The sequence below is a fragment of the Sagittula sp. NFXS13 genome (genome assembly GCF_040148795.1).
Lineage (GTDB): Bacteria > Pseudomonadota > Alphaproteobacteria > Rhodobacterales > Rhodobacteraceae > Sagittula > Sagittula marina.
The window spans coordinates 111,994-131,102 of sequence record NZ_JAGEMH010000007.1 but is presented as its reverse complement, the minus strand read 5'-3'; the positions used below and the strand labels follow the sequence as shown (position 1 = coordinate 131,102).

The 19,109-nt window shown below is 59.2% G+C and carries 21 protein-coding genes; 16 read left to right on the top strand and 5 right to left on the bottom strand.

The window, feature by feature from the left end:
- Nucleotides 1-331: 331 nt before the first annotated feature.
- Complete coding sequence (mdh, locus tag J4E08_RS15095) at nucleotides 332-1,294, bottom strand: malate dehydrogenase (RefSeq protein WP_183966019.1); 963 nt, start codon at nucleotides 1,292-1,294, stop codon at nucleotides 332-334.
- Between the two features lie 157 nt (nucleotides 1,295-1,451).
- Here mdh and J4E08_RS15090 point away from each other — a divergent pair, with 157 nt between their 5' ends.
- Complete coding sequence (locus J4E08_RS15090; RefSeq protein WP_349539204.1) at nucleotides 1,452-2,204, top strand: sulfite exporter TauE/SafE family protein; 753 nt, start codon at nucleotides 1,452-1,454, stop codon at nucleotides 2,202-2,204.
- Between the two features lie 54 nt (nucleotides 2,205-2,258).
- Here the strand turns inward: J4E08_RS15090 and J4E08_RS15085 are convergent, their stop codons facing one another.
- Entirely contained in the window at nucleotides 2,259-2,576 is a 318-nt protein-coding gene (locus tag J4E08_RS15085; RefSeq protein ID WP_344716383.1) for a hypothetical protein, read from the bottom strand.
- A gap of 324 nt (nucleotides 2,577-2,900) precedes the next feature.
- Here J4E08_RS15085 and J4E08_RS15080 point away from each other — a divergent pair, with 324 nt between their 5' ends.
- The 11 genes from J4E08_RS15080 to J4E08_RS15030 all read left to right on the top strand — a co-directional run bounded on the left by J4E08_RS15080 (nucleotide 2,901) and on the right by J4E08_RS15030 (nucleotide 11,959).
- Nucleotides 2,901-3,749, top strand: a complete 849-nt coding sequence (locus J4E08_RS15080) for an HpcH/HpaI aldolase/citrate lyase family protein (protein WP_349539203.1) — start codon at nucleotides 2,901-2,903, stop codon at nucleotides 3,747-3,749.
- Between the two features lie 94 nt (nucleotides 3,750-3,843).
- Nucleotides 3,844-4,389 carry an NnrU family protein gene (locus J4E08_RS15075; RefSeq protein ID WP_349539202.1) on the top strand — a complete coding sequence of 182 codons (546 nt, stop codon included), beginning with the start codon at nucleotides 3,844-3,846 and terminating at the stop codon, nucleotides 4,387-4,389.
- Between the two features lie 4 nt (nucleotides 4,390-4,393).
- Nucleotides 4,394-4,597: a DUF1737 domain-containing protein gene (locus tag J4E08_RS15070; RefSeq protein ID WP_349539201.1), complete on the top strand. Its 204-nt coding sequence runs from the start codon at nucleotides 4,394-4,396 to the stop codon at nucleotides 4,595-4,597.
- The gene (locus tag J4E08_RS15065; RefSeq protein WP_349539200.1) at nucleotides 4,597-5,625 is read left to right on the top strand and encodes a MaoC family dehydratase; all 1,029 of its coding nucleotides are present in this window, start codon (nucleotides 4,597-4,599) and stop codon (nucleotides 5,623-5,625) included. Before J4E08_RS15070 ends, J4E08_RS15065 begins: the two co-directional genes overlap by 1 nt.
- 657 nt (nucleotides 5,626-6,282) lie before the next feature.
- Entirely contained in the window at nucleotides 6,283-6,672 is a 390-nt protein-coding gene (gene sdhC / locus J4E08_RS15060; protein WP_349539199.1) for a succinate dehydrogenase, cytochrome b556 subunit, read from the top strand.
- A gap of 14 nt (nucleotides 6,673-6,686) precedes the next feature.
- The gene (locus J4E08_RS15055) at nucleotides 6,687-7,058 is read left to right on the top strand and encodes a succinate dehydrogenase, hydrophobic membrane anchor protein (RefSeq protein ID WP_183966035.1); all 372 of its coding nucleotides are present in this window, start codon (nucleotides 6,687-6,689) and stop codon (nucleotides 7,056-7,058) included.
- Between the two features lie 63 nt (nucleotides 7,059-7,121).
- Nucleotides 7,122-8,924 carry a succinate dehydrogenase flavoprotein subunit gene (gene sdhA, locus J4E08_RS15050; protein WP_349539197.1) on the top strand — a complete coding sequence of 601 codons (1,803 nt, stop codon included), beginning with the start codon at nucleotides 7,122-7,124 and terminating at the stop codon, nucleotides 8,922-8,924.
- Between the two features lie 448 nt (nucleotides 8,925-9,372).
- Entirely contained in the window at nucleotides 9,373-9,693 is a 321-nt protein-coding gene (locus J4E08_RS15045) for a hypothetical protein (protein WP_349539196.1), read from the top strand.
- 10 nt (nucleotides 9,694-9,703) lie between these two features.
- Nucleotides 9,704-10,483: a succinate dehydrogenase iron-sulfur subunit gene (locus tag J4E08_RS15040; protein WP_183966038.1), complete on the top strand. Its 780-nt coding sequence runs from the start codon at nucleotides 9,704-9,706 to the stop codon at nucleotides 10,481-10,483.
- Nucleotides 10,484-10,692: 209 nt separating this feature from the next.
- Entirely contained in the window at nucleotides 10,693-10,824 is a 132-nt protein-coding gene (locus J4E08_RS15035) for a hypothetical protein (RefSeq protein ID WP_349539195.1), read from the top strand.
- A 292-nt stretch (nucleotides 10,825-11,116) separates the two neighbouring features.
- Nucleotides 11,117-11,959 (top strand): urea carboxylase-associated family protein, encoded by an 843-nt coding sequence (locus tag J4E08_RS15030; RefSeq protein WP_349539194.1) that lies wholly within the window; start codon nucleotides 11,117-11,119, stop codon nucleotides 11,957-11,959.
- Between the two features lie 2 nt (nucleotides 11,960-11,961).
- Here the strand turns inward: J4E08_RS15030 and deoD are convergent, their stop codons facing one another.
- The 3 genes from deoD to J4E08_RS15015 all read right to left on the bottom strand — a co-directional run bounded on the left by deoD (nucleotide 11,962) and on the right by J4E08_RS15015 (nucleotide 15,269).
- Entirely contained in the window at nucleotides 11,962-12,666 is a 705-nt protein-coding gene (gene deoD, locus J4E08_RS15025) for a purine-nucleoside phosphorylase (RefSeq protein ID WP_183966040.1), read from the bottom strand.
- A 4-nt stretch (nucleotides 12,667-12,670) separates the two neighbouring features.
- The gene (locus tag J4E08_RS15020; RefSeq protein WP_349539193.1) at nucleotides 12,671-12,979 is read right to left on the bottom strand and encodes an H-NS histone family protein; all 309 of its coding nucleotides are present in this window, start codon (nucleotides 12,977-12,979) and stop codon (nucleotides 12,671-12,673) included.
- Nucleotides 12,980-13,304: 325 nt separating this feature from the next.
- A complete protein-coding gene (locus tag J4E08_RS15015; RefSeq protein ID WP_349539192.1) occupies nucleotides 13,305-15,269 on the bottom strand; it encodes a methylmalonyl-CoA mutase family protein in 1,965 nt (654 codons plus the stop codon).
- A gap of 569 nt (nucleotides 15,270-15,838) precedes the next feature.
- On the opposite strand from J4E08_RS15015, the gene ccrA reads away from it, so the two are divergent.
- From ccrA to J4E08_RS14995, 4 genes are all read left to right on the top strand, one after another.
- Nucleotides 15,839-17,125 carry a crotonyl-CoA carboxylase/reductase gene (gene ccrA / locus J4E08_RS15010; protein ID WP_183966044.1) on the top strand — a complete coding sequence of 429 codons (1,287 nt, stop codon included), beginning with the start codon at nucleotides 15,839-15,841 and terminating at the stop codon, nucleotides 17,123-17,125.
- 239 nt (nucleotides 17,126-17,364) lie between these two features.
- Nucleotides 17,365-17,571, top strand: coding sequence for a hypothetical protein (locus J4E08_RS15005; protein ID WP_183966046.1), 207 nt, complete (start codon nucleotides 17,365-17,367; stop codon nucleotides 17,569-17,571).
- Entirely contained in the window at nucleotides 17,519-18,238 is a 720-nt protein-coding gene (locus tag J4E08_RS15000) for a helix-turn-helix transcriptional regulator (RefSeq protein WP_502949284.1), read from the top strand. Before J4E08_RS15005 ends, J4E08_RS15000 begins: the two co-directional genes overlap by 53 nt.
- Nucleotides 18,239-18,377: 139 nt before the next feature.
- Nucleotides 18,378-19,016 carry an acyl-homoserine-lactone synthase gene (locus J4E08_RS14995; RefSeq protein WP_183966048.1) on the top strand — a complete coding sequence of 213 codons (639 nt, stop codon included), beginning with the start codon at nucleotides 18,378-18,380 and terminating at the stop codon, nucleotides 19,014-19,016.
- The last annotated feature ends 93 nt before the right edge of the window (nucleotides 19,017-19,109 follow it).

Sequence of the window (19,109 nt, the reverse complement as noted above, 5' to 3'; positions counted from 1 at the left end):
CGTTTTGAGGATGTGGGGATGCTTTTTGGCCAGTCGCGCACGTGCGGCACAGGCTGGCGCGGATTTGCACCAGATGATTACGTCGCGACTTGGGGATAGTATCAAAGGCTCGAAGTGCTCGATTTGGTTCCGCGTCGGCTTGGGAAGGTTTTCACACCTATGCTCGTGTAGATGATGTCGACCTGTTCCTGACCAGCCTGGATGCGCACTGGTCTCAAACCCATCCGGAGTTTCAAATCTGGCCGCTGACCAATGATCCCATCCGGCTGGTCCTGAACGAAAAAAGCCGCCGGACAGACCGGCGGCTTTCGTATTGGATCGAATGACGGATTTACGCCAGTGAGCTGTCGATAGCTTTGCAGGCTTCGACCAGACCTTTGACCGCTGTCACCGAGGCATCGAACATCTCTTGCTCTTCCTTGGTGAGCTTGATGTTCACCACACGCTCAATACCGCCAGCGCCGATCACGGTCGGCACGCCAACGTACATGTCCTTTACGCCAAGGTCGCCATCACAATGGGCGGCACACGGCAGGACGCGCTTCTGGTCCTTCAGGTAAGCTTCGGCCATCTCGATCGCGGAGGTCGCAGGCGCGTAAAAGGCGGAGCCGGTCTTCAGCAGGCCAACGATTTCCGCGCCACCGTCACGGGTGCGCTGGACGATCGCGTCCATCTTTTCCTTGGTGGTCCAGCCCATCGAGATGAGGTCGGGCAAGGGGATGCCCGCGACGGTCGAATAGCGCAGGGAAGGCACCATGGTGTCGCCGTGGCCGCCAAGAACGAAGGCTGTGACATCTTTCATGGAAACGTTGAATTCTTCCGCGAGGAAGTGACGGAACCGTGCGGAGTCAAGCACGCCAGCCATGCCACAGACCTTTTCCGTGGGCAGGCCTGAGAACTTTTGCAAAGCCCAGACCATCGCGTCGAGCGGGTTGGTGATGCAGATGACGAACGCGTCCGGCGCGTTGTCGCGGATGCCTTCGCCGACGGATTTCATGACTTTCAGGTTGATGCCCAAAAGGTCGTCGCGGGACATGCCAGGCTTGCGCGCGACACCGGCTGTGACGATGCAAACGTCGGCGCCCGCAATGTCGGCGTAGTCCTGAGTGCCCTTCAACTTGGCGTCAAAGCCCTCGGAGGGGCCGGATTCGGCGATGTCGAGCGACTTGCCTTCGGGTACGCCTTCGGCGATGTCGAAGAGGACGACATCGCCCAGTTCTTTCATTGCAGCGAGGTGGGCAAGTGTGCCACCGATCTGACCTGCGCCGATGAGGGCGATCTTGGGTCTGGCCATGGAATGTATCTCCGGTCCTGCTTGAATTTGGCAATTTGCTACGCCGCTTGGCCGCGCAACGCAAGAGCGCGGCAGTGCAGCATTGTTGGTGTTAGGGCTACCACCAAGAGGTGTACAAAGTTATAGCGCTGAAAATACAGCGCGTTTAGGGGGCGGCATGGAATTGTTAAGCTGGTCGATCATGGCATTTGTCGTGCCTGCGGTTGTGTTCGCGGGCGTGTCAAAGGGGGGCTTCGGTTCTGGCGTGGCCTTCGCATCAAGCTCGATTCTCGCGCTTGTATTGCCGCCGGCGATGGCTGTCGGATTGATGCTGCCGCTGCTCATGCTGATGGATGTGGCAAGCCTCTGGGCCTACTGGCAGAAGTGGGATTGGGGGGTGGCCAAGGTGTTGATGCTGGGGGCGATACCCGGCACGATCCTGGGCGCCGTGTTCTGGGCCTCGGCCGATCCTGACATGATCCGCCTGCTCATTGGAGCCGTGGCGTTGCTGTTTGTCGCGTGGCAGGGGGTAAGGGCGCTGGGGCTCGTCCGTCTGGGGGCGCGGCTTGGGTCCGGGGCGGGGGTGACATCCGGCGTCGTGCTGGGGTTTACCAGCTTCATCAGCCATGCGGGCGGACCGGCGGCAGCAGTTTACATGTTGGGGCAGGGGCTGTCGAAAACCAAATTTCAGGCCACCACCGTGTTGGTGTTCTGGGCCGTCAACCTGTTCAAGGCGATCTTCTATGGCTTCATGGGAATCTTCACCGCTCAGACGCTGATGCTGGACCTGATACTGATCCCCTTCGCATTGGTCGGCACGTGGCTGGGCGTGAAGGCGCATCACATGCTGCCGGAGCGCTGGTTCTTTGGCATAACTTACGTGGCGCTGACCCTGACGGGCGCGAAATTGATCTGGGATGCGCTGACCTGACAGGGCAACAGAACCGGGGCACGGCCTGACGGGACAGGTGCGCCCACGGTGAAATCATGCATCGTCGCCTTTGGGAGGCAGGGCCTCGGCAAGCTCTTCGAACGCTTGACCGGACGCGACGAGACAGGTGATGCCGTTGGTCATGGTCACCGTGATCGTCCACGAACCGCTTTCTGCAGACGCGAAAACCTCCATCACGGCATTGTTGGAGCCGAGCCCCATGCTTTGCCGCGTTTCGCCGTATTTTGCGGCAAGGCGATCCACCACCTTGTCGCGCGGTGCACAGTGTTCCAATTGCTGTGCTTCGACCAGCGAGGCGGCGCCGAGCAGAAATCCGGCGGAGAGCAGGCACATCTTCATCTTTGTCGTCATCATTTTCACCTTTCGGCTGCTGGCGCTCGGATTCATCCGGCTGACGCCTTTTGGGTCCCCTCGGTTCCCGGAATGCCGACCTACGCGAGCCCTGTCGTGGCATCCGTGCCGCTTTCGAACGACATGCGAACATCCTTCGTCCGTTGCAGCTACTATCCGGTTAACGCGGCGTGCGCCCGTTGGTCTGGATGGTTCGAATGCAACCCATATGCCACGGATACCTTGGAGAACGGCCGATTTTCTGCGTTGCAGCACATTTCGCCTTGAACGATTTGCAAAAATATGTGCATTCATGCGCAACTTTATTTCACGACGGAGACCCCCATGGACTTGGAAACCCGCCCCTATCGGTCCGTTCTCTACATTCCGGCGTCCAAGGAGCGGGCGCTGGAAAAAGCGCGTGGTTTGACCATTGATGCCATCATCTTTGACCTTGAAGATGCTGTGGCACCAGAAGAAAAGGTCGCCGCCCGGACGACGCTGGCCGAGGCGCTGAAGCGATCCTACGGTCAACGCGCGCGCATCGTTCGGATCAACGCGCTTGAATCCGAATGGGGCGCAGAGGACGCGAAGGCCGTTGCAGAAATGGAATGCGACGCGATTCTTCTGCCGAAGGTTGATTCCCCGGCGCATTTGGATGCGCTTGCTGAGATTACCGACAAGCCGCTTTGGGCGATGATGGAAACCCCGATGGGAATGCTGAACGCCAAGGAGATCGCCGCGCACCCGCGTCTCGAGGGGATGGTGATGGGGACGAACGACCTCGCCAAGGAGCTGAACGCCCGCTTTCGGGCGGATCGTCTGCCCATGATGACAGGTCTGGGTCTGTGCGTTCTCGCGGCGAAGGCCTTTGGCAAGGTCATTGTCGATGGTGTTTATAATGCCTTCAAGGACGACGACGGGCTGAAAGCTGAATGCAGTCAGGGGCGTGACATGGGCATGGACGGCAAGACGCTGATCCATCCGGCGCAGGTGGAAATCACCAATGCGGCCTTTGCCCCTGACGAAACCGAGATCAACCTGGCGCGCCGCCAGATCGAAGCCTTCGAAGAGGCGAAAGCCGCAGGGCAGGGCGTTGCGGTGGTCGACGGCAAGATCGTCGAGAACCTGCATGTGGACACCGCACGCAAGACCCTGGCCAAGGCTGAGGCCATCGCGGCGCTGGCTTCCTGAAGCGCTTCAGACCAACGAAAAGCTGATGTTGCGCGCATTGTGCCTGCCCTCGAACCGGGCGACATTGCGCGCCGCATAGCCAAGGGAGAAAGCCATGCTTATCTTGATTCTCGGTGTCGCACTTTGGTGGGCGGCGCATTTGTTCAAACGGGTCGCTCCCGATGCGCGCGCCACGATGGGCAACAAGGGCAAGGGCGCTGTTGCGCTGGCGCTGGTCGTGTCCATCGTATTGATGACACTGGGCTATCGTGCGGCTGAGGGTGCATTCTTCTGGGGGCGTCACCCAGCTACGGTTGGCATCAACAACCTGATGATGATTGCTGCGCTGTACTTCTTCTCTCCCGGACCCAAGAAAGGTGCGCTGTTCTACAAGATGCGCCACCCGATGCTGATTGGTTTCCTGATCTGGGCGCTGGCACACCTGCTGGTGAACGGCGATGTGGAATCGTTCGTCCTTTTCGGTGGTTTGGGGATCTGGGCCGTGGTCGAGATGCTCCTCATCAATCGCGCCGAGCCCGCGTGGACCCCACCTGCCAAGGGCAGCATCAAAAAGGACGTGATTTTCCTGGTTGCGTCGCTGGTCCTGCTGGTTGTCATCGGCTTCATCCACGGCCTCGTCGGCCCTATGCCATTCGGATAATCCCATGAAACTATACAGATTCCTGTCTTCTGACGACACGTCGGAGTTCTGCCACAAGGTCACGGGCGCCCTGAACAAGGGCTGGGCGCTGCATGGCGATCCCACCTATGCCTTTGACGCGGCCAACGGCGTGATGCGCTGTGGACAGGCCGTGGTGAAGGAGGTTGAGGGCGCCTACACACCAGATATCAAATTGGGAGAGCAGTGATGCAAAAGACCAATCCGGGGCGTTTCTTCGAGGACTACGAGCTCGGGATGGTGATCGATCACGCCGTGCCTCGGACGGTTTCGGGCGGGGAACGGGCACTCTATCACGCGCTTTATCCCATGCGGCACGCGCTGTATTCCTCGGATGAGTTCGCGCGTGACTGCGGGCTGCCGGCGGGTCCGCTGGACGATCTGGCGGCTTTTCACATCGTCTTTGGCAAGACTGTGCCGGATGTGTCGCTGAACGCTGTGGCGAACCTTGGCTATGCCGAAGGTCGCTGGCTGAAGCCGGTGTGGCCGGGCGATACGCTGCGGGCGTCGTCTGAGGTGATCGGACTGAAGCAGAACTCGAACGGGCGCACCGGCGTTGTCTACGTGCATTCCAAGGGCTTCAATCAGAACGACGAATGCGTGATGGAATACAAGCGCTGGGTCATGCTGCGCAAACGCGACAACGATGCCCCCGCACCTGAGACTGTGCTGCCGGACCTCAAGCCCGTGCTGGACCCTTCGGATCTGGTGATCCCCGAGGGGTTGGATTTCTCTAGCTACGATTTCACGCTGGCAGGGGAGCCGCATCGCCTGGGCGATTATGAGATCGGTGAAAAGATCGACCATGTGGACGGTGTCACGATCGAGGAAGCCGAGCATATGATGGCGACACGGTTGTGGCAGAACACCTCGAAGGTGCATTTCGATGTCACGGCGCGGCCTGACCAGCGGTTGATTTACGGTGGGCATGTGATCTCCATGGCGCGTGCCTTGTCGTTCAACGGGTTGGCGAATGCGCAGATGATCGTTGGCCTGAATGGTGGCGCGCACGCGAACCCCTGTCTTGCCGGGAGCACGGTAAAGGCATGGTCGGAAGTTCTGGACAAGGCAGAAACGAATGCCCCCGGTGTCGGCGCGATCCGCTTGCGCTTGGTCGCCACCAAGGGCGGCAGCCCCTTCGAGCTTAAAGGCGCGGATGGCAAGTACCTCCCGGACGTTCTGCTGGATCTCGATTACTGGGCGTTGATGCCGGTCTGACCGAGGCGGGGGCACCGGACTTGTGCACCTGACGAACACCGGCGCATGTTGGCAAGTCTGCTTATTCAGCAAAAAAGTTGAAGCGCGAGACCGATCGTGGTTGCGCGCTTCTGTTTTCAGTGTCTCTGCCAACACCCGCGGGTTTTCTTTGAGACCTTCCGTCTACCTCCGGTGAGGAGAAGCGATGCTATGCGAAAAGGTGCCTTCGGCTCAGCTGCTTAGGAAATTGTGCGACTAGGCCGGCGTCAGCCACGCACTCATGCACCCCGCATCAATGTGTGAGATGACCGCTTTGGAAGGCAAGCAAAGCAATCCTTTTGACAGACTTGTATGGAACCATAGGTTTCGCCTGGTCACTGGTGTCGGTTTTGAGGCCCTCGGTCGAGGGGCAATCAGCTGTGCGGCGCATGCCGCGTCGCGGCAATTCAGCAGGTACCTGAGAGAAACAATCATGAAATAAGGCGCTTTGTCAGAGTGATTCTGATTGGCGGATGTTGCCGCTTAAAATGTGATCACACCATTGGTGGCCGTGATCACAAAAGGCTATTTTGAGCAAACTGCGCTAAAAAACCACGTGTCTTTCCCCCTCCAATGGGTGACAGAAGGTGAAAACCCACTAGAACGACCAACAACGGACCAAAACCGAAGGACGACGCCATGGCCGACGTGAACCGGGGCAACCGCCCGCTTTCACCCTTCATGATCGGGCAGTACTACCGCCCGCAAATGACTTCTATCTCCTCGATCATGGTGCGCATCACCGGCATCGCATCATTGGGCATGGCAGTGCTGCTTGTGCTGTGGCTGCTGTGCGCCGCCACATCGCCAGATGCGTTCGCAGTGATCGACGGTCTTCTGACCAGCTTTGTCGGAGATATCCTGCTGCTGCTGGGAAGCTGGGCCATCTGGTTTCACATGCTGGGCCGTCTGCGCCATGTGATCTGGGATCTTGGCTACCGCGTAGACATTGAATTCGGGGAACTGATGGGGACCGTCATGTTTATCGGGGCCACCGTTATGGCCATCTTCACCGCCATCGTGGTGTAAGGGAGGATATAGGGATGCATTATCTGACTGCTCGCAAACGCGCCACAGGCCTGGGTTCTGGCCGCACCGGCACACAGTTCCACAAGCGGATGCTGGGCACTTCCATGGCCTTGGTCGTGCTGGTTCCCCTTTTCGTCTTCACGTTTTTCTCTGGCATGGGTGGTTCCTTCGAAGAGGTGCAGGCCTATTTCGCACGTCCGTTCCCGGCGATCATCACGGCACTGATGCTGGTGGTGGGTGTGACGCACTTCAACGGCGAAACACAGGAAGCGATCGAGGACTACGTGCATGGCACAAAAGGCAAACTGCTGAGCATGGCCGTGACGGCCCTGTCCTACGTCCTGATCGCTGCCGGGCTGTTCGCCCTGGTTAAGCTGGCGCTCTGAACGAATTTCGGTGGCGCGGCGGGCAAGAGCCTTGCGAGCGCCCCACAGATACGAGGCTGAGATATGGCTGAATATACTTACGAGACGCATGACTATGACGTCGTGGTTGTGGGCGCCGGTGGTGCAGGTTTGCGCGCGACGCTGGGCATGGCCGAACAAGGTCTGCGCACAGCCTGCGTGACAAAGGTTTTCCCGACCCGCTCGCACACGGTTGCCGCGCAAGGCGGGATCGCTGCGTCGCTGTCCAACATGGGCCCCGACAACTGGCAGTGGCACATGTACGACACGGTGAAGGGCTCTGACTGGCTGGGCGACACGGACGCGATGGAATACCTCGCACGTGAAGCCCCCAAGGCGGTCTACGAGCTAGAGCACTACGGCGTGCCGTTTTCGCGCACCGAAGAGGGCAAGATCTACCAGCGCCCCTTTGGTGGTCACACCACCGAGTTCGGCGAAGGCCCGCCCGTGCAGCGCACCTGTGCCGCCGCGGACCGGACGGGCCACGCGATCCTGCACACGCTGTATGGTCAGTCGCTTAAAGAGAACGCTGAGTTCTACGTCGAATATTTCGCCATCGACCTTTTGATGGAAGACGGCGTCTGCAAGGGCGTCCTGTGCTGGAAGCTCGACGACGGCACCATGCACGTTTTCAACGCGAAGATGGTGGTGCTGGCGACCGGCGGCTATGGCCGTGCGTATTTCTCCGCGACCTCGGCGCACACCTGCACCGGCGATGGCGGCGGCATGGTGGCCCGCGCTGGCCTTGCGCTTCAGGATATGGAATTTGTGCAGTTCCACCCCACCGGCATCTACGGCTCCGGCTGTCTGATCACCGAGGGCGCGCGCGGCGAGGGCGGTTATCTGACCAACTCCGAAGGCGAGCGGTTCATGGAACGTTATGCTCCGACCTACAAGGATCTCGCGCCGCGTGACTACGTTTCGCGCTCCATGACCATGGAGATCCGCGAAGGACGTGGCGTCGGCAAGGAAGGGGATCACATCCACCTGAACCTGTCGCACCTGCCTGCCGAAGCACTGGCAGAGCGCCTGCCGGGGATTTCCGAGTCGGCCAAGATTTTCGCCGGTGTCGACGTGACCAAGGAGCCGATCCCGGTCCTGCCCACTGTGCACTACAACATGGGCGGCATTCCCACGAACTACTGGGGCGAAGTGCTGAACCCGACGGCTGAAAATCCGACCGGTATCGTGCCGGGTCTGATGGCCGTGGGCGAGGCGGGCTGTGCGTCTGTGCACGGTGCGAACCGTCTGGGCTCGAACTCGCTGATCGACCTCGTGGTCTTTGGCCGTGCCGCCGCGATCCGCGCCGGTAAGGTTGTTGACCGCGACGCCGCCATCCCCACGGCGCCGAAGGCTGAAATCGACAAGGCGTTCGATCGCTTTGATGGACTGCGCTATGCGAAAGGCGGCACCCCCACTGCGGAGCTGCGTCTGGAAATGCAGAAGACCATGCAGCGCGACGCTGCCGTCTTCCGCACCGCCAAGACGATGTCCGAAGGTGTCGAAGCCATGACCGCCATTGCGGGCAAGCTGAACGACCTGAAAGTCACGGATACGTCTCTGGTCTGGAACTCCGACCTCATGGAGACGCTGGAACTGACCAACCTGATGCCGAACGCGCTGGCGACGATCACAGGTGCCGAGGCGCGCAAGGAATCCCGTGGTGCGCATGCGCATGAGGATTTCACCTCCCGCGATGATGAAAACTGGCGTGTACACACTGTCGCGCGCGTGCACGGCAACGCGGTGGACCTGACCTATCGCCCGGTCATCACCGATCCGCTGACTACCGAAGGTGAAGGCGGCATCAGTCTGGAGACCATCGCACCCAAGGCGCGGACGTTCTGATGAGGCGAGCCATTTCGCTTTGCTTTCTTCTCGTAGTCGGCTTGCTGGTGGCAGCATGTACGAGCAAAGCCGACTATGCGACGTCTTGCGCGCTCCGGCTCGATCTGCCGGGATCGTATGAGTATTCCGGTAGTTCAGAGGCGCCGATCGTCACTCCTGGTGCCGGTGGGACCAAGGGTGGTGCCAGTGCTCTCAACGACTGTATCGAGCGCAAAGCCGCCGCCGACGGTATTGCGAATGGGTCTCGAAAGTCTGTCAATAAGACTGCCGCAGGCTATCAATCCAGTACCAGTACAGAGACGCGGGCAGATGGCGCAGTCGTCAAGACATACACTTATGGCACGCCCCCTTCTAAGAGCGGCAGCACACCCACAAAGGTACATGCGCGTCAAAGCGTGACGCCCGGCTGTCCGCCTCAAGCTGCAACCTTGTATAGGGGGACGCTCTATTGCGTGGATTGACTGCTCTTAGTCTGGCCGGGCTATTGCTCGCCGGGTGTTCGACGCAGGCTCAGGACCAGATCGCCCGCAGCGCGGCGCGTTCGACCGTCAACCGGGTGCTGCTTGAACGTCTGCCAGCGGGGATCCCGCTGCAGCCCAGTATTGATTGCGTGATAAACAACGCCTCCGCGCCGCAGATTTACGCTCTGGCTTCCGATACGCTCGGTGGCCCGACACAAAGTTCCGTCGAGATCGTCACGCAAGTGGTCTCGAAGCCCGAAACAACAACTTGTCTGGCGACCCAAGGGCTGCCGGCTCTGCTTCGATAAGGAGAGAGAAATGGTACAGTTTACCCTCCCCAAGAACTCCAAGATCCGGACTGGCAAGACTTGGCCAAAGCCGTCGGGCGCCAAGAACGTCCGTGCGTTCAAGATCTACCGCTGGAGCCCTGATGATGGGGAAAATCCGCGCGTCGACACCTATCATCTGGACATGGACGAATGTGGTCCCATGGTTCTGGATGCGCTGATCAAGATCAAGAACGAGATCGATCCCACCCTGACGTTCCGCCGCTCTTGCCGCGAAGGCATCTGTGGTTCCTGCGCGATGATGATCGACGGCATCAACACCTTGGCCTGTATCTACGGTCTGGACGAGATTGATGGCGACGTCACCATCTACCCGCTGCCTCACATGCCGGTGGTGAAGGATTTGATCCCGGACCTGACGCACTTCTACGCGCAACACGCTTCGATCATGCCGTGGTTGGAGACCAAGACCAACCGCCCTGCGAAAGAGTGGAAGCAGTCCATTGAGGATCGCAAAAAGCTCGACGGCCTGTATGAATGCGTGATGTGTGCGTCCTGCTCCACATCTTGCCCGTCCTACTGGTGGAACGGCGACAAATACCTTGGACCGGCAGCGCTGCTGCACGCCTACCGCTGGATCATCGACTCGCGTGATGAGGCGACGGGTGAGCGTTTGGACCAGCTCGAAGACCCATTCAAGCTGTACCGCTGCCACACCATCATGAACTGCACCAAAACCTGCCCGAAGGGTTTGAACCCCGCTGGCGCGATTGCAGAGATCAAGAAGTTGATGTTGGAGCGCGCAGCCTGAAACGGCTGCAATCGTTTTGATCATTGGCCCCGGGACGCGTTCGTTTCCCGGGGTTTTTCTTTGCGTCATAGGAACTCACGCGGTTTCCGCAGCGTTCCCTATGTCCTAAATGCATGTCGTTCTTGCGATATCGGCAGATGTGAAGCAGGCGGGCCGGGACTATTTCATGGGTCGGGGAGGGGATGAAAACGACATAAAGGTCATATCCAATGCAAGAGCAGACTAAATCCCCGGCTCAGCGCGCCCTCGACGCCCTGAATGAGGCTTTCGCCTACTACACACCAACACCGCGGCCGGCCAGCACTGCGCCGGTTTATGACGACATGCCCTTCGCGGCCTGATCCTGTCCCGCGGACAGGCCTGACCGGGCGGGTGATCCGCCCGGGCCTATGAGGCAAAGTGCTTTTGCATCCCGGTCAAACGCACTAGTTCAGTCATCATGTTGATCCCTGTCCTTCTGATCGTAGCCTTCGTGCTATTGCTGATCTACAACAAGCCGGAAACGCGCCTATGCCGTTGGCGGGAATATCGGATGTCTGAGGCGACCCGCTGGACATGTGTGCATTGCGGGGCCACCGTAGATTACCCAAAGGGCCAAAGCCCGACCCGTTGCCATCGTGAGGAGGCCGCACAATGACCCCGCCCGAAGATGCCGACATCCGCCGCGCCGTTCCGCCGGTGATTTGCTACCCGAACGACACGCTGCCGCAGGCAAATATGTCGCTTTATGCTGAGGCGCTAGAGGGCGCTGATGTGATCTCGCGCCACACTGCCGCACCGCGCGAGGCCTGCGCGTTTGAGGTCCCTGCCGGGCATTTCTTTCGCATCACCTGTGCCGAGACGCCGCAAGTCGGCGATCTGAACCTGTGGAATGCGCACGATCTGACCGAGCGGTTCTATTCTGGCAAGACCCGCGCGCTGCATGGCAGCCACGTCACCACCGGTGACCGGTTGTGGTCCGGCTTTCCCTATCTCAGGCCAATGGCGACGATCGTTGCCGACACGCTGGGCTGGTACGGACGCGACGCGTTTGGCGGGGCGGTGCACGATGTGATCGGAACGCGGTGCGACCCTTACACCCATCAGCTTTTGGCGGGGAACGATTACCACCACTGTTGTCATTCGAATTTGACGCGTGCCTTGGCCGATGCGCGGGACCTGCCCTTGGCGGAGGCGGAGAAACACGTGCATGACGTTTTGAATGTCTTCATGTGCACCGGATTTACGCAGGACACCGGGCAATATTTCATGAAGGCGAGTCCGGTTCGCAAGGACGATCATCTGACATTTTTCGCGGAAATTGATCTTCTCGGGGCGCTCAGTGCCTGTCCCGGAGGCGATTGCAGCGCGGAGCACAGCTCTGACACCGCCATATGCGGGCCGCTTCTGGTCGAGGTGATGGCCCCGGCGTCCGGTGCATTGGCCGGATGGAAATCGCCCGTGATCAATGGATATGACCGCAGCCACGGGCGATAGGCTCAGGCGAAGGCCGCCTCGAGCGCGATTTCTACCATGTCGCCAAAGGACCGTTCACGGTCTTCGGCGGGCAGGGCGTCCTGGGTGAGCAGGTGGTCGGAAACGGTCATGATCGCCAATGCGCGCACGCCATGTCGCGCCGCAACTGTGTACAATTCCGCAGCTTCCATTTCCACGCCGAGAATACCGTGCCGGATCATTTGCTCATTCAGATCCGGACGCTCGTCGTAAAACACATCCGCTGAATAGATTCCGCCCACATGAACTGCGCTGTCTTTTTTACGCGCGCTGGCGACGGCTGCTTCGAGCAAAGCATAATCCGCGCAAGGAGCGTAATTCAGTTCCTTGAAAATGCCACGCGAGGGGGTCGATAGAGTGGAAGCGGTCATTGCGATGACAACGTCGCGGATATTGATGCTGTGTTGCATGGCGCCGCAGGATCCGATGCGGATCAACGTGCGCGCGCCATAATCGCGGATCAACTCATTGGCATAAATGGAGAGGCTGGGCATGCCCATGCCGGACCCTTGAATGGTAACCCGGTTGCCTTTCCAGGTGCCCGTATACCCCAACATGCCGCGGACACGGTTTACGCATTTGGCATCGTCGAGAAAGGTCTGAGCGGCCCATTCCGCGCGCAAAGGATCGCCGGGCATCAGCACGGTTTCCGCGATTTCGCCGGGGGCGGCGCCAATGTGAATGGTCATTTTATCAGATCGCCATGTCGTCCAGGGACTTTCCTGCGTCCAAGGCTTCAATCAACCAATTGGGTTTGCGGCCACGGCCGGTCCATGTCTGAGTGGGGTCTTCGGGGTTGACGTATTTCGGTGCGCCTTTGGAAGCTTTAGTTCCGGATTGAAGGACCTCATCAAGCGAGAAGCCATATTCCTTTGCGGCCAATTCGGCGGCGCGCTTTGCTTCTGCCATGCGGCGTGCATCTACAGTTTTCAGAGCCTTTTGCGCGTCTGAAATCAGCTTTTGCAGTTCTTCGCGGGACATTGTTTCGAGGTTATCTGTCATGGTGCGTTCCTTTTCATGTGGTGCCAGAAGCCAGATACGCAAAACCATAGCATGAAGAAAGTTCGAAACTTATTGCGGAGCGAAGGAACACAGATAAATGATTTTCGAAGATCCGCCTACTTGCACAGTCTTCTGAAAGTCATTCGAAACTATTTAATTTGCCGTTTTGCCATGGTCTAAGCGTTTTCCAGCGTCCGAATTTCTTTATTGTGTGCTTTTGTATTGGTCAATTCAATTCTGAGGCTGCGAAAAGCGAAAGGGCCGAAGCGTCTGCTCCGGCCCGGTCATTTTGCGACAATTGGCAACCTGCGGCTGAAACGCTACGTCATTCTGCCGCGACCGATTTTGGATCAACCAAAGTCACGATGTCTTTCATGATTGTATTCAGTTCGAAATCTTTTGGCGTATAGACGCGGGCAACGCCCATTGCGGTCAGACGCGCGGCGTCTTCGTCGGGAATGATGCCGCCGACAATCACGGGAATATTGCCAAGTCCTGCGTCGCGCATCTTGTTCATCAGGTCTTCGACCAGTGGGATGTGCGAGCCTGACAGGATCGACAGGCCCACCACATGGGCGCCTTGTTGCGCAGCGGTGACGATCTGCTCCGGCGTCAGGCGAATGCCCTCGTAGTCAATTTCCATGCCGCAATCGCGGGCGCGGAAAGCGATCTGTTCGGCCCCGTTGGAGTGGCCGTCGAGGCCCGGTTTGCCGACCAGAAAACGCATGCGTTTGCCCAGCTTGTCAGAAACGGCATCGACGGCTGCGCGGAGGTCTTCGAGACCTTCGGTCTTGTTCGAGACTGCACGTGAGACGCCGGTGGGGCCGCGGAATTCGCCGTGCACGGCACGCATTTCCCCGGCCCATTCACCTGTGGTGACCCCCGCTTTCGCGCAGTCAATAGAGGCGGGGACCACGTTTTCACCGGCCTGCGCGGCTTTGCGCAGGGCAGTGAGGGCGGATTTGACGGCTTCTGCGTCGCGCTCGGAGCGCCACGCATCGAGCCGTGCTTTCTGATCTTCCTCCACAGCCGGGTCGACCGTCATGATGCCGCCGTCTTCGCCCATCAATGGCGAGGGTTCACCATGCTGCCATTTGTTCACGCCAACGACGATGGTTTCTTCGCGCTCGATCTTGTTGAGGCGTTCGGCGTTGGAATCCACGAGGCGCGCCTTCATGTATTCGATCGCCCCGATGGCGCCGCCCATGGAGTCGATGTTTGCCAGTTCGGCGCGCGCGCCTTCTTTCAGGGCTTCGACCTTGGCGTCCACGGCCGGGTTTCCGTCGAACAGGTCGCCGAATTCCAGCAAGTCGGTTTCGTAGGCGAGGATCTGCTGCATCCGCATGGACCACTGCTGATCCCAGGGGCGGGGCAGGCCGAGTGCTTCGTTCCAGGCGGGAAGCTGAACGGCGCGGGCACGCGCCTTTTTCGACAGGGTCACGGCCAGCATCTCGATCAGGATGCGGTAGACGTTGTTTTCCGGCTGCTGTTCGGTCAATCCGAGGGAGTTGACCTGAACGCCATAGCGGAAGCGGCGCATCTTGGGGTCGTCGATGCTATAGCGTTCGGCGAGGATCTCATCCCAGAGATCGACAAAGGCGCGCATCTTGCACATCTCCGTCACAAACCGAATGCCGGCGTTCACAAAAAAAGAGATCCGCCCGCAGACGGTGGCGAAATCCTCTTCAGGGATACGTGGCTTCAGCTCGTCCAGCACGGCGATGGCGGTGGCGAGCGCAAAGGCCAGCTCCTGCTCCGGTGTCGCGCCGGCCTCTTGCAGATGATAGGAACACACGTTCATCGGGTTCCATTTGGGCACGTTCTTATAACAGTACTCGGCCACGTCGCCGATCATCTTCAACGAGGGTTTTGGCGGGCAGATATACGTGCCACGCGACAGGTATTCCTTGATGAGATCGTTCTGAACGGTGCCTTGCAGATTGGACACGTCCGCGCCCTGTTCCTCGGCGACCGCGATATAGAGTGCAAGCAACCATGGCGCGGTTGCGTTGATCGTCATCGAGGTGTTCATCTGCTCCAGCGGGATATCCCGGAACAGCATCCGCATATCACCCAGATGGCAAACGGGCACACCGACTTTGCCCACTTCTCCGCGTGCGAGGATATGGTCGCTGTCATAGCCCGTCTGCGTCGGTAGATCGAAGGCCACGGACAAGCCGGTCTGACCTTTGGCAAGGTTGTTGCGATAAAGCTCGTTGGATTTTTCCGCGGTTGAGTGTCCCGCGTAGGTACGGATCAACCAGGGCCGGTCTTTTTGGGTCTCGGTCATCGGGGCCTCCTCAGGCTGGACTTGCGCGGGCGGGTCTGTGGTGACCGTTGGCGTGAATCAAGTTTGGGCAATCTTGTTGCGTTAATGACGGAATACGCGAAACATTATGTCCCTGTCAATTCGCCGCGATGCGGCGTTGCTATCGCAGCATGTCCGGACACCGGTGACCCGCGCAAGTGGTTTGAAGGTCTTATTCCGGTAGGCGCCTTTGACCCCTGAGCTTTGGCGCAAACAGGCATCAAAGCACTTCGAGTAGGGCATACACCATGTTTGTCTCAATTGGTCGATCTGGACCGGTCTCGCGCTGCATCGGGCGATGGCGGTGAGGCTGTTGGTGGTTGCAGAGTCGCCGCAACGGTGAAAATGGCGACCGCCCAGCGACGACAAGAACTGAACCTGTGCTGCAGCCGCACCGAAATTTCTGCGACTGCTCGGTTATAAAGTTTCAAAAATACCATGATTGATGTTGCAAAGTTGCGTGCACGTCCGTATTTCTCGGATCAGCGCTGCGATTCTGCACCTGCACAACGCGGCAGACGTTAACGACCTCAGACCCTCAGGAGGCCGACATGGCACTGGATCAGCAAACGGGCATCGCGCAGTACGAGGCGCCGGAGAAAGACCTCTACGAAATCGGCGAAATGCCTCCGATGGGCTATGTGCCAAAGAAAATGTATGCTTGGGCGATCCGCCGTGAGCGACATGGCGAGCCCAACACGTCTTTCCAGCAGGAAGTGGTCGATACATGGGAGATCGACTCCCATGAGGTTCTGGTGCTCGTGATGGCCGCCGGTGTGAACTATAACGGCGTATGGGCTGGCCTGGGTCAGCCGATTTCCCCCTTCGACGTACACGGTCAGGACTTCCACGTTGCAGGGTCTGACGCGTCCGGCATCGTTTGGAAAGTGGGCGACAAGGTGAAGACCTGGAAAGTGGGCGACGAAGTTGTCATTCACTGTAACCAGGACGACGGCGACGACGAGGAATGTAACGGCGGTGATCCGATGTTCTCGCCGTCCCAGCGGATCTGGGGCTACGAGACCGGCGACGGCTCCTTTGCGCAGTTCACCAAGGTGCAAGCCCAGCAGCTGATGCCGCGCCCCAAGCACCTGACCTGGGAAGAAAGCGCCTGCTACACGCTGACGCTGGCCACGGCCTATCGGATGCTGTTCGGTCACCACCCGCACGAGCTCAAGCCCGGCCAGAACGTGCTGGTCTGGGGGGCGTCCGGCGGCCTCGGCTCCTACGCGATCCAGCTGGCGAACACCGCCGGTGCCAATGCGATTGGGGTGATATCCGATGAATCCAAGCGCCAGTTCGTGTTGGATCAGGGGGCAAAGGGCGTCATCAACCGCAAGGATTTCAACTGCTGGGGTCAGCTGCCGACGGTCAACTCGCCCGAATACAACGACTGGCTGAAAGAGGCCCGCAAGTTTGGCAAGGCGATCTGGGAGATCACAGGCAAGGGCGTCAGCGTCGACATGGTGTTCGAACACCCGGGCGAGGCGACGTTCCCTGTGTCGACACTGGTGGTGAAGAAGGGCGGCATTGTCGTGATCTGCGCCGGCACCTCTGGCTTCAACTGCACCTTTGACGTGCGATACATGTGGATGCACCAGAAACGCTTGCAGGGGTCGCACTTCGCAAACCTGAAACAGGCCGGCTCTGCCAACCGTCTGATGTGCGAGCGGCGCCTTGATCCCTGCATGTCTCAAGTGTTCCCGTGGAACGAGATCCCGGATGCGCACATGATGATGCTGCGAAACGAGCACAAGCCGGGCAATATGTCCGTTCTGGTGCAGGCGCCCAAGACCGGCCTGCGCACGCTTGAGGATTGCCTGGAGGCACGCAAGTAAACTGCGACCCGGTGCCGTGGGGTCGCAAGACCCGCGCATCGGACCTCATGACACGCCCGCGAATCGCCCCGGCATTCGCGGGCGTGTTCTCGTTTTGGACCGCGCCAATGAGATTTCAAACACTTGCTGACGGTGCCCTCGCTATTTCTGGGGAGGGAAATTAAGTGAATATGAGCGCTGTTTTCCACATGCTAAAGTGAAGTTAATGGATCGTTAACTACTTGAGTATGAGGCTTGCCATGGGAAATGACTGGATCTTGGACGTACTGACTGACCTGAAGACCTTTGCGCGCGCCAACGGTATGCCTGCTCTGGCGGCACAGCTTGACGACGCGTCCTTCGTCGCACAGGCCGAACTGACGTCCGTTGCCAAGGAAAACGGTATTGGGGTTTTTGCGAAACGCGCCGCGTCTGGACACGCTGATCGAACGGTTGGAATCCGCTGACGGGCTGGATGATCTACAGGGTCTGATCGAGGAATTGCGCGACGAATACGGTGTCGACCACATCATCTATCATTGGGTGAACGGCGCGGGGGAGCAGTATGGCTGTGGCACGTATGATCTGGAATGGGTCAACCGCTATATCGAGAAAGGATATCTTCGGATCGATCCGGTGATCCAGGGCTGCTACCAGCGCTTTCACCCCGTGAATTGGAAGCGACTGGATTGGTCCAGCAAATCGGCCCGCGCATTTCTGGAAGACGCCATCGCCCACGGCATCGGCAACCAAGGCTATTCCATTCCGATCCGGGGACCGAACGGGCAATTTGCGCTTTTCACGCTCTCTCACAACGGCAACGACGCCGACTGGGAGCAATTCACCACGGAAAACCGCCGTGACTTGATCCTCATGGCGCATTATTTCAACTCCAGAGCGCTGGAGTTCGAACCGGGCCGCGCGCCCGATCCCGCTCAGCCACTGTCGCCCAGGGAAGTCGAGGCGATGACGCTGCTGGCCATTGGCTACAACAGGGCGCAGGCGGCGGACACCCTGTCGATCTCTGAGCATACTTTGCGGGTGTACGTTGAAAGTGCGCGCCACAAGCTGGGAGCGCTCAACACCACCCATGCCGTGGCCCGCGCGCTCAGCCGTGGGGTCATTGTCATTTGACGCATGTGCCAAGCAATCGAACACCTTGGGCGAGGGATGGTAAAGCAATCCTTACCCACACGTGCGTGGCTCGTGGAATCGTTTAACCACCAAACTTGCAGGGTTCTTTCATCAACGCATCACCGCGAAGGAAAGACCCATGATCCGCTATATCTACGGCAACGACCTGCACACCTTCCCCAAACTTGCCCGCACAATGTTTCTTGACCGGGCCGACCAATTCAAGACGCGCCTCGGTTGGGCGGTCACCGTCGACGACAAGGGGTTCGAGCGCGACGAATACGACACTGAAAACCCGCTTTATGTCATCTGGGAAAATGCCGACGGCAGCCATGGCGGGTCCATGCGGTTGCTGCCGACCATCGGGCGCACCATGGTGAACGATCACTTCATCCACCTGACGGATGGCGTGCGCATCGAAAGCCCACTGATCTGGGAGTGCACGCGCTTCTGTCTGTCCCGTTCGGCCACGCCGGGCGTTGCAGCGGCGCTGATGCTGGCCGGGGGCGAGGTCATGCAGGAATTCGGCGTCGAGCATTATGTTGGCGTCTTCGATGCGCGCATGGTCCGCATCTACAAGCGGATCGGGTCCTCCCCTGAGATTCTGGGCCAAGAGGGCGAGGGTCGGTCCATGATCGCCGTGGGCCTTTGGGAGTTCACTGCCGAAGCGCAGGCGAAAGTGTCCAAAGCGGCCGGGATTTCCCCTGAACTGTCCAAGCGCTGGTTTGAACGCTCCTTCGGAGATATCATCGACGAGGCCGGTCTGGTCGCCGCCTGATCCGACCCGCAACCTGAACAAAAGCGCGCGATGCCGCCGTCGCGCGCTTTTTCGCATCTGGTCGCCGCCGGGCCGTGCAGATAGGGTGCGCGC

Bases quoted from the DNA above. Each gene is read 5' to 3' on its own strand.
- J4E08_RS15085 (WP_344716383.1), bottom strand. From the start codon at position 2,576: ATGACGACAAAGATGAAGATGTGCCTGCTCTCCGCCGGATTTCTGCTC.
- J4E08_RS15080 (WP_349539203.1), top strand. From the start codon at position 2,901: ATGGACTTGGAAACCCGCCCCTATCGGTCCGTTCTCTACATTCCGGCG.
- ccrA (WP_183966044.1), top strand. From the start codon at position 15,839: ATGGCACTGGATCAGCAAACGGGCATCGCGCAGTACGAGGCGCCGGAG.
- sdhC (WP_349539199.1), top strand. From the start codon at position 6,283: ATGGCCGACGTGAACCGGGGCAACCGCCCGCTTTCACCCTTCATGATC.
- J4E08_RS15055 (WP_183966035.1), top strand. From the start codon at position 6,687: ATGCATTATCTGACTGCTCGCAAACGCGCCACAGGCCTGGGTTCTGGC.
- J4E08_RS15065 (WP_349539200.1), top strand. From the start codon at position 4,597: ATGCAAAAGACCAATCCGGGGCGTTTCTTCGAGGACTACGAGCTCGGG.
- deoD (WP_183966040.1), bottom strand. From the start codon at position 12,666: ATGACCATTCACATTGGCGCCGCCCCCGGCGAAATCGCGGAAACCGTG.
- J4E08_RS15030 (WP_349539194.1), top strand. From the start codon at position 11,117: ATGACCCCGCCCGAAGATGCCGACATCCGCCGCGCCGTTCCGCCGGTG.
- mdh (WP_183966019.1), bottom strand. From the start codon at position 1,294: ATGGCCAGACCCAAGATCGCCCTCATCGGCGCAGGTCAGATCGGTGGC.
- J4E08_RS15040 (WP_183966038.1), top strand. From the start codon at position 9,704: ATGGTACAGTTTACCCTCCCCAAGAACTCCAAGATCCGGACTGGCAAG.
- J4E08_RS15070 (WP_349539201.1), top strand. From the start codon at position 4,394: ATGAAACTATACAGATTCCTGTCTTCTGACGACACGTCGGAGTTCTGC.
- J4E08_RS14995 (WP_183966048.1), top strand. From the start codon at position 18,378: ATGATCCGCTATATCTACGGCAACGACCTGCACACCTTCCCCAAACTT.
- sdhA (WP_349539197.1), top strand. From the start codon at position 7,122: ATGGCTGAATATACTTACGAGACGCATGACTATGACGTCGTGGTTGTG.
- J4E08_RS15075 (WP_349539202.1), top strand. From the start codon at position 3,844: ATGCTTATCTTGATTCTCGGTGTCGCACTTTGGTGGGCGGCGCATTTG.
- J4E08_RS15090 (WP_349539204.1), top strand. From the start codon at position 1,452: ATGGAATTGTTAAGCTGGTCGATCATGGCATTTGTCGTGCCTGCGGTT.
- J4E08_RS15005 (WP_183966046.1), top strand. From the start codon at position 17,365: ATGGGAAATGACTGGATCTTGGACGTACTGACTGACCTGAAGACCTTT.
- J4E08_RS15020 (WP_349539193.1), bottom strand. From the start codon at position 12,979: ATGACAGATAACCTCGAAACAATGTCCCGCGAAGAACTGCAAAAGCTG.
- J4E08_RS15015 (WP_349539192.1), bottom strand. From the start codon at position 15,269: ATGACCGAGACCCAAAAAGACCGGCCCTGGTTGATCCGTACCTACGCG.
- J4E08_RS15035 (WP_349539195.1), top strand. From the start codon at position 10,693: ATGCAAGAGCAGACTAAATCCCCGGCTCAGCGCGCCCTCGACGCCCTG.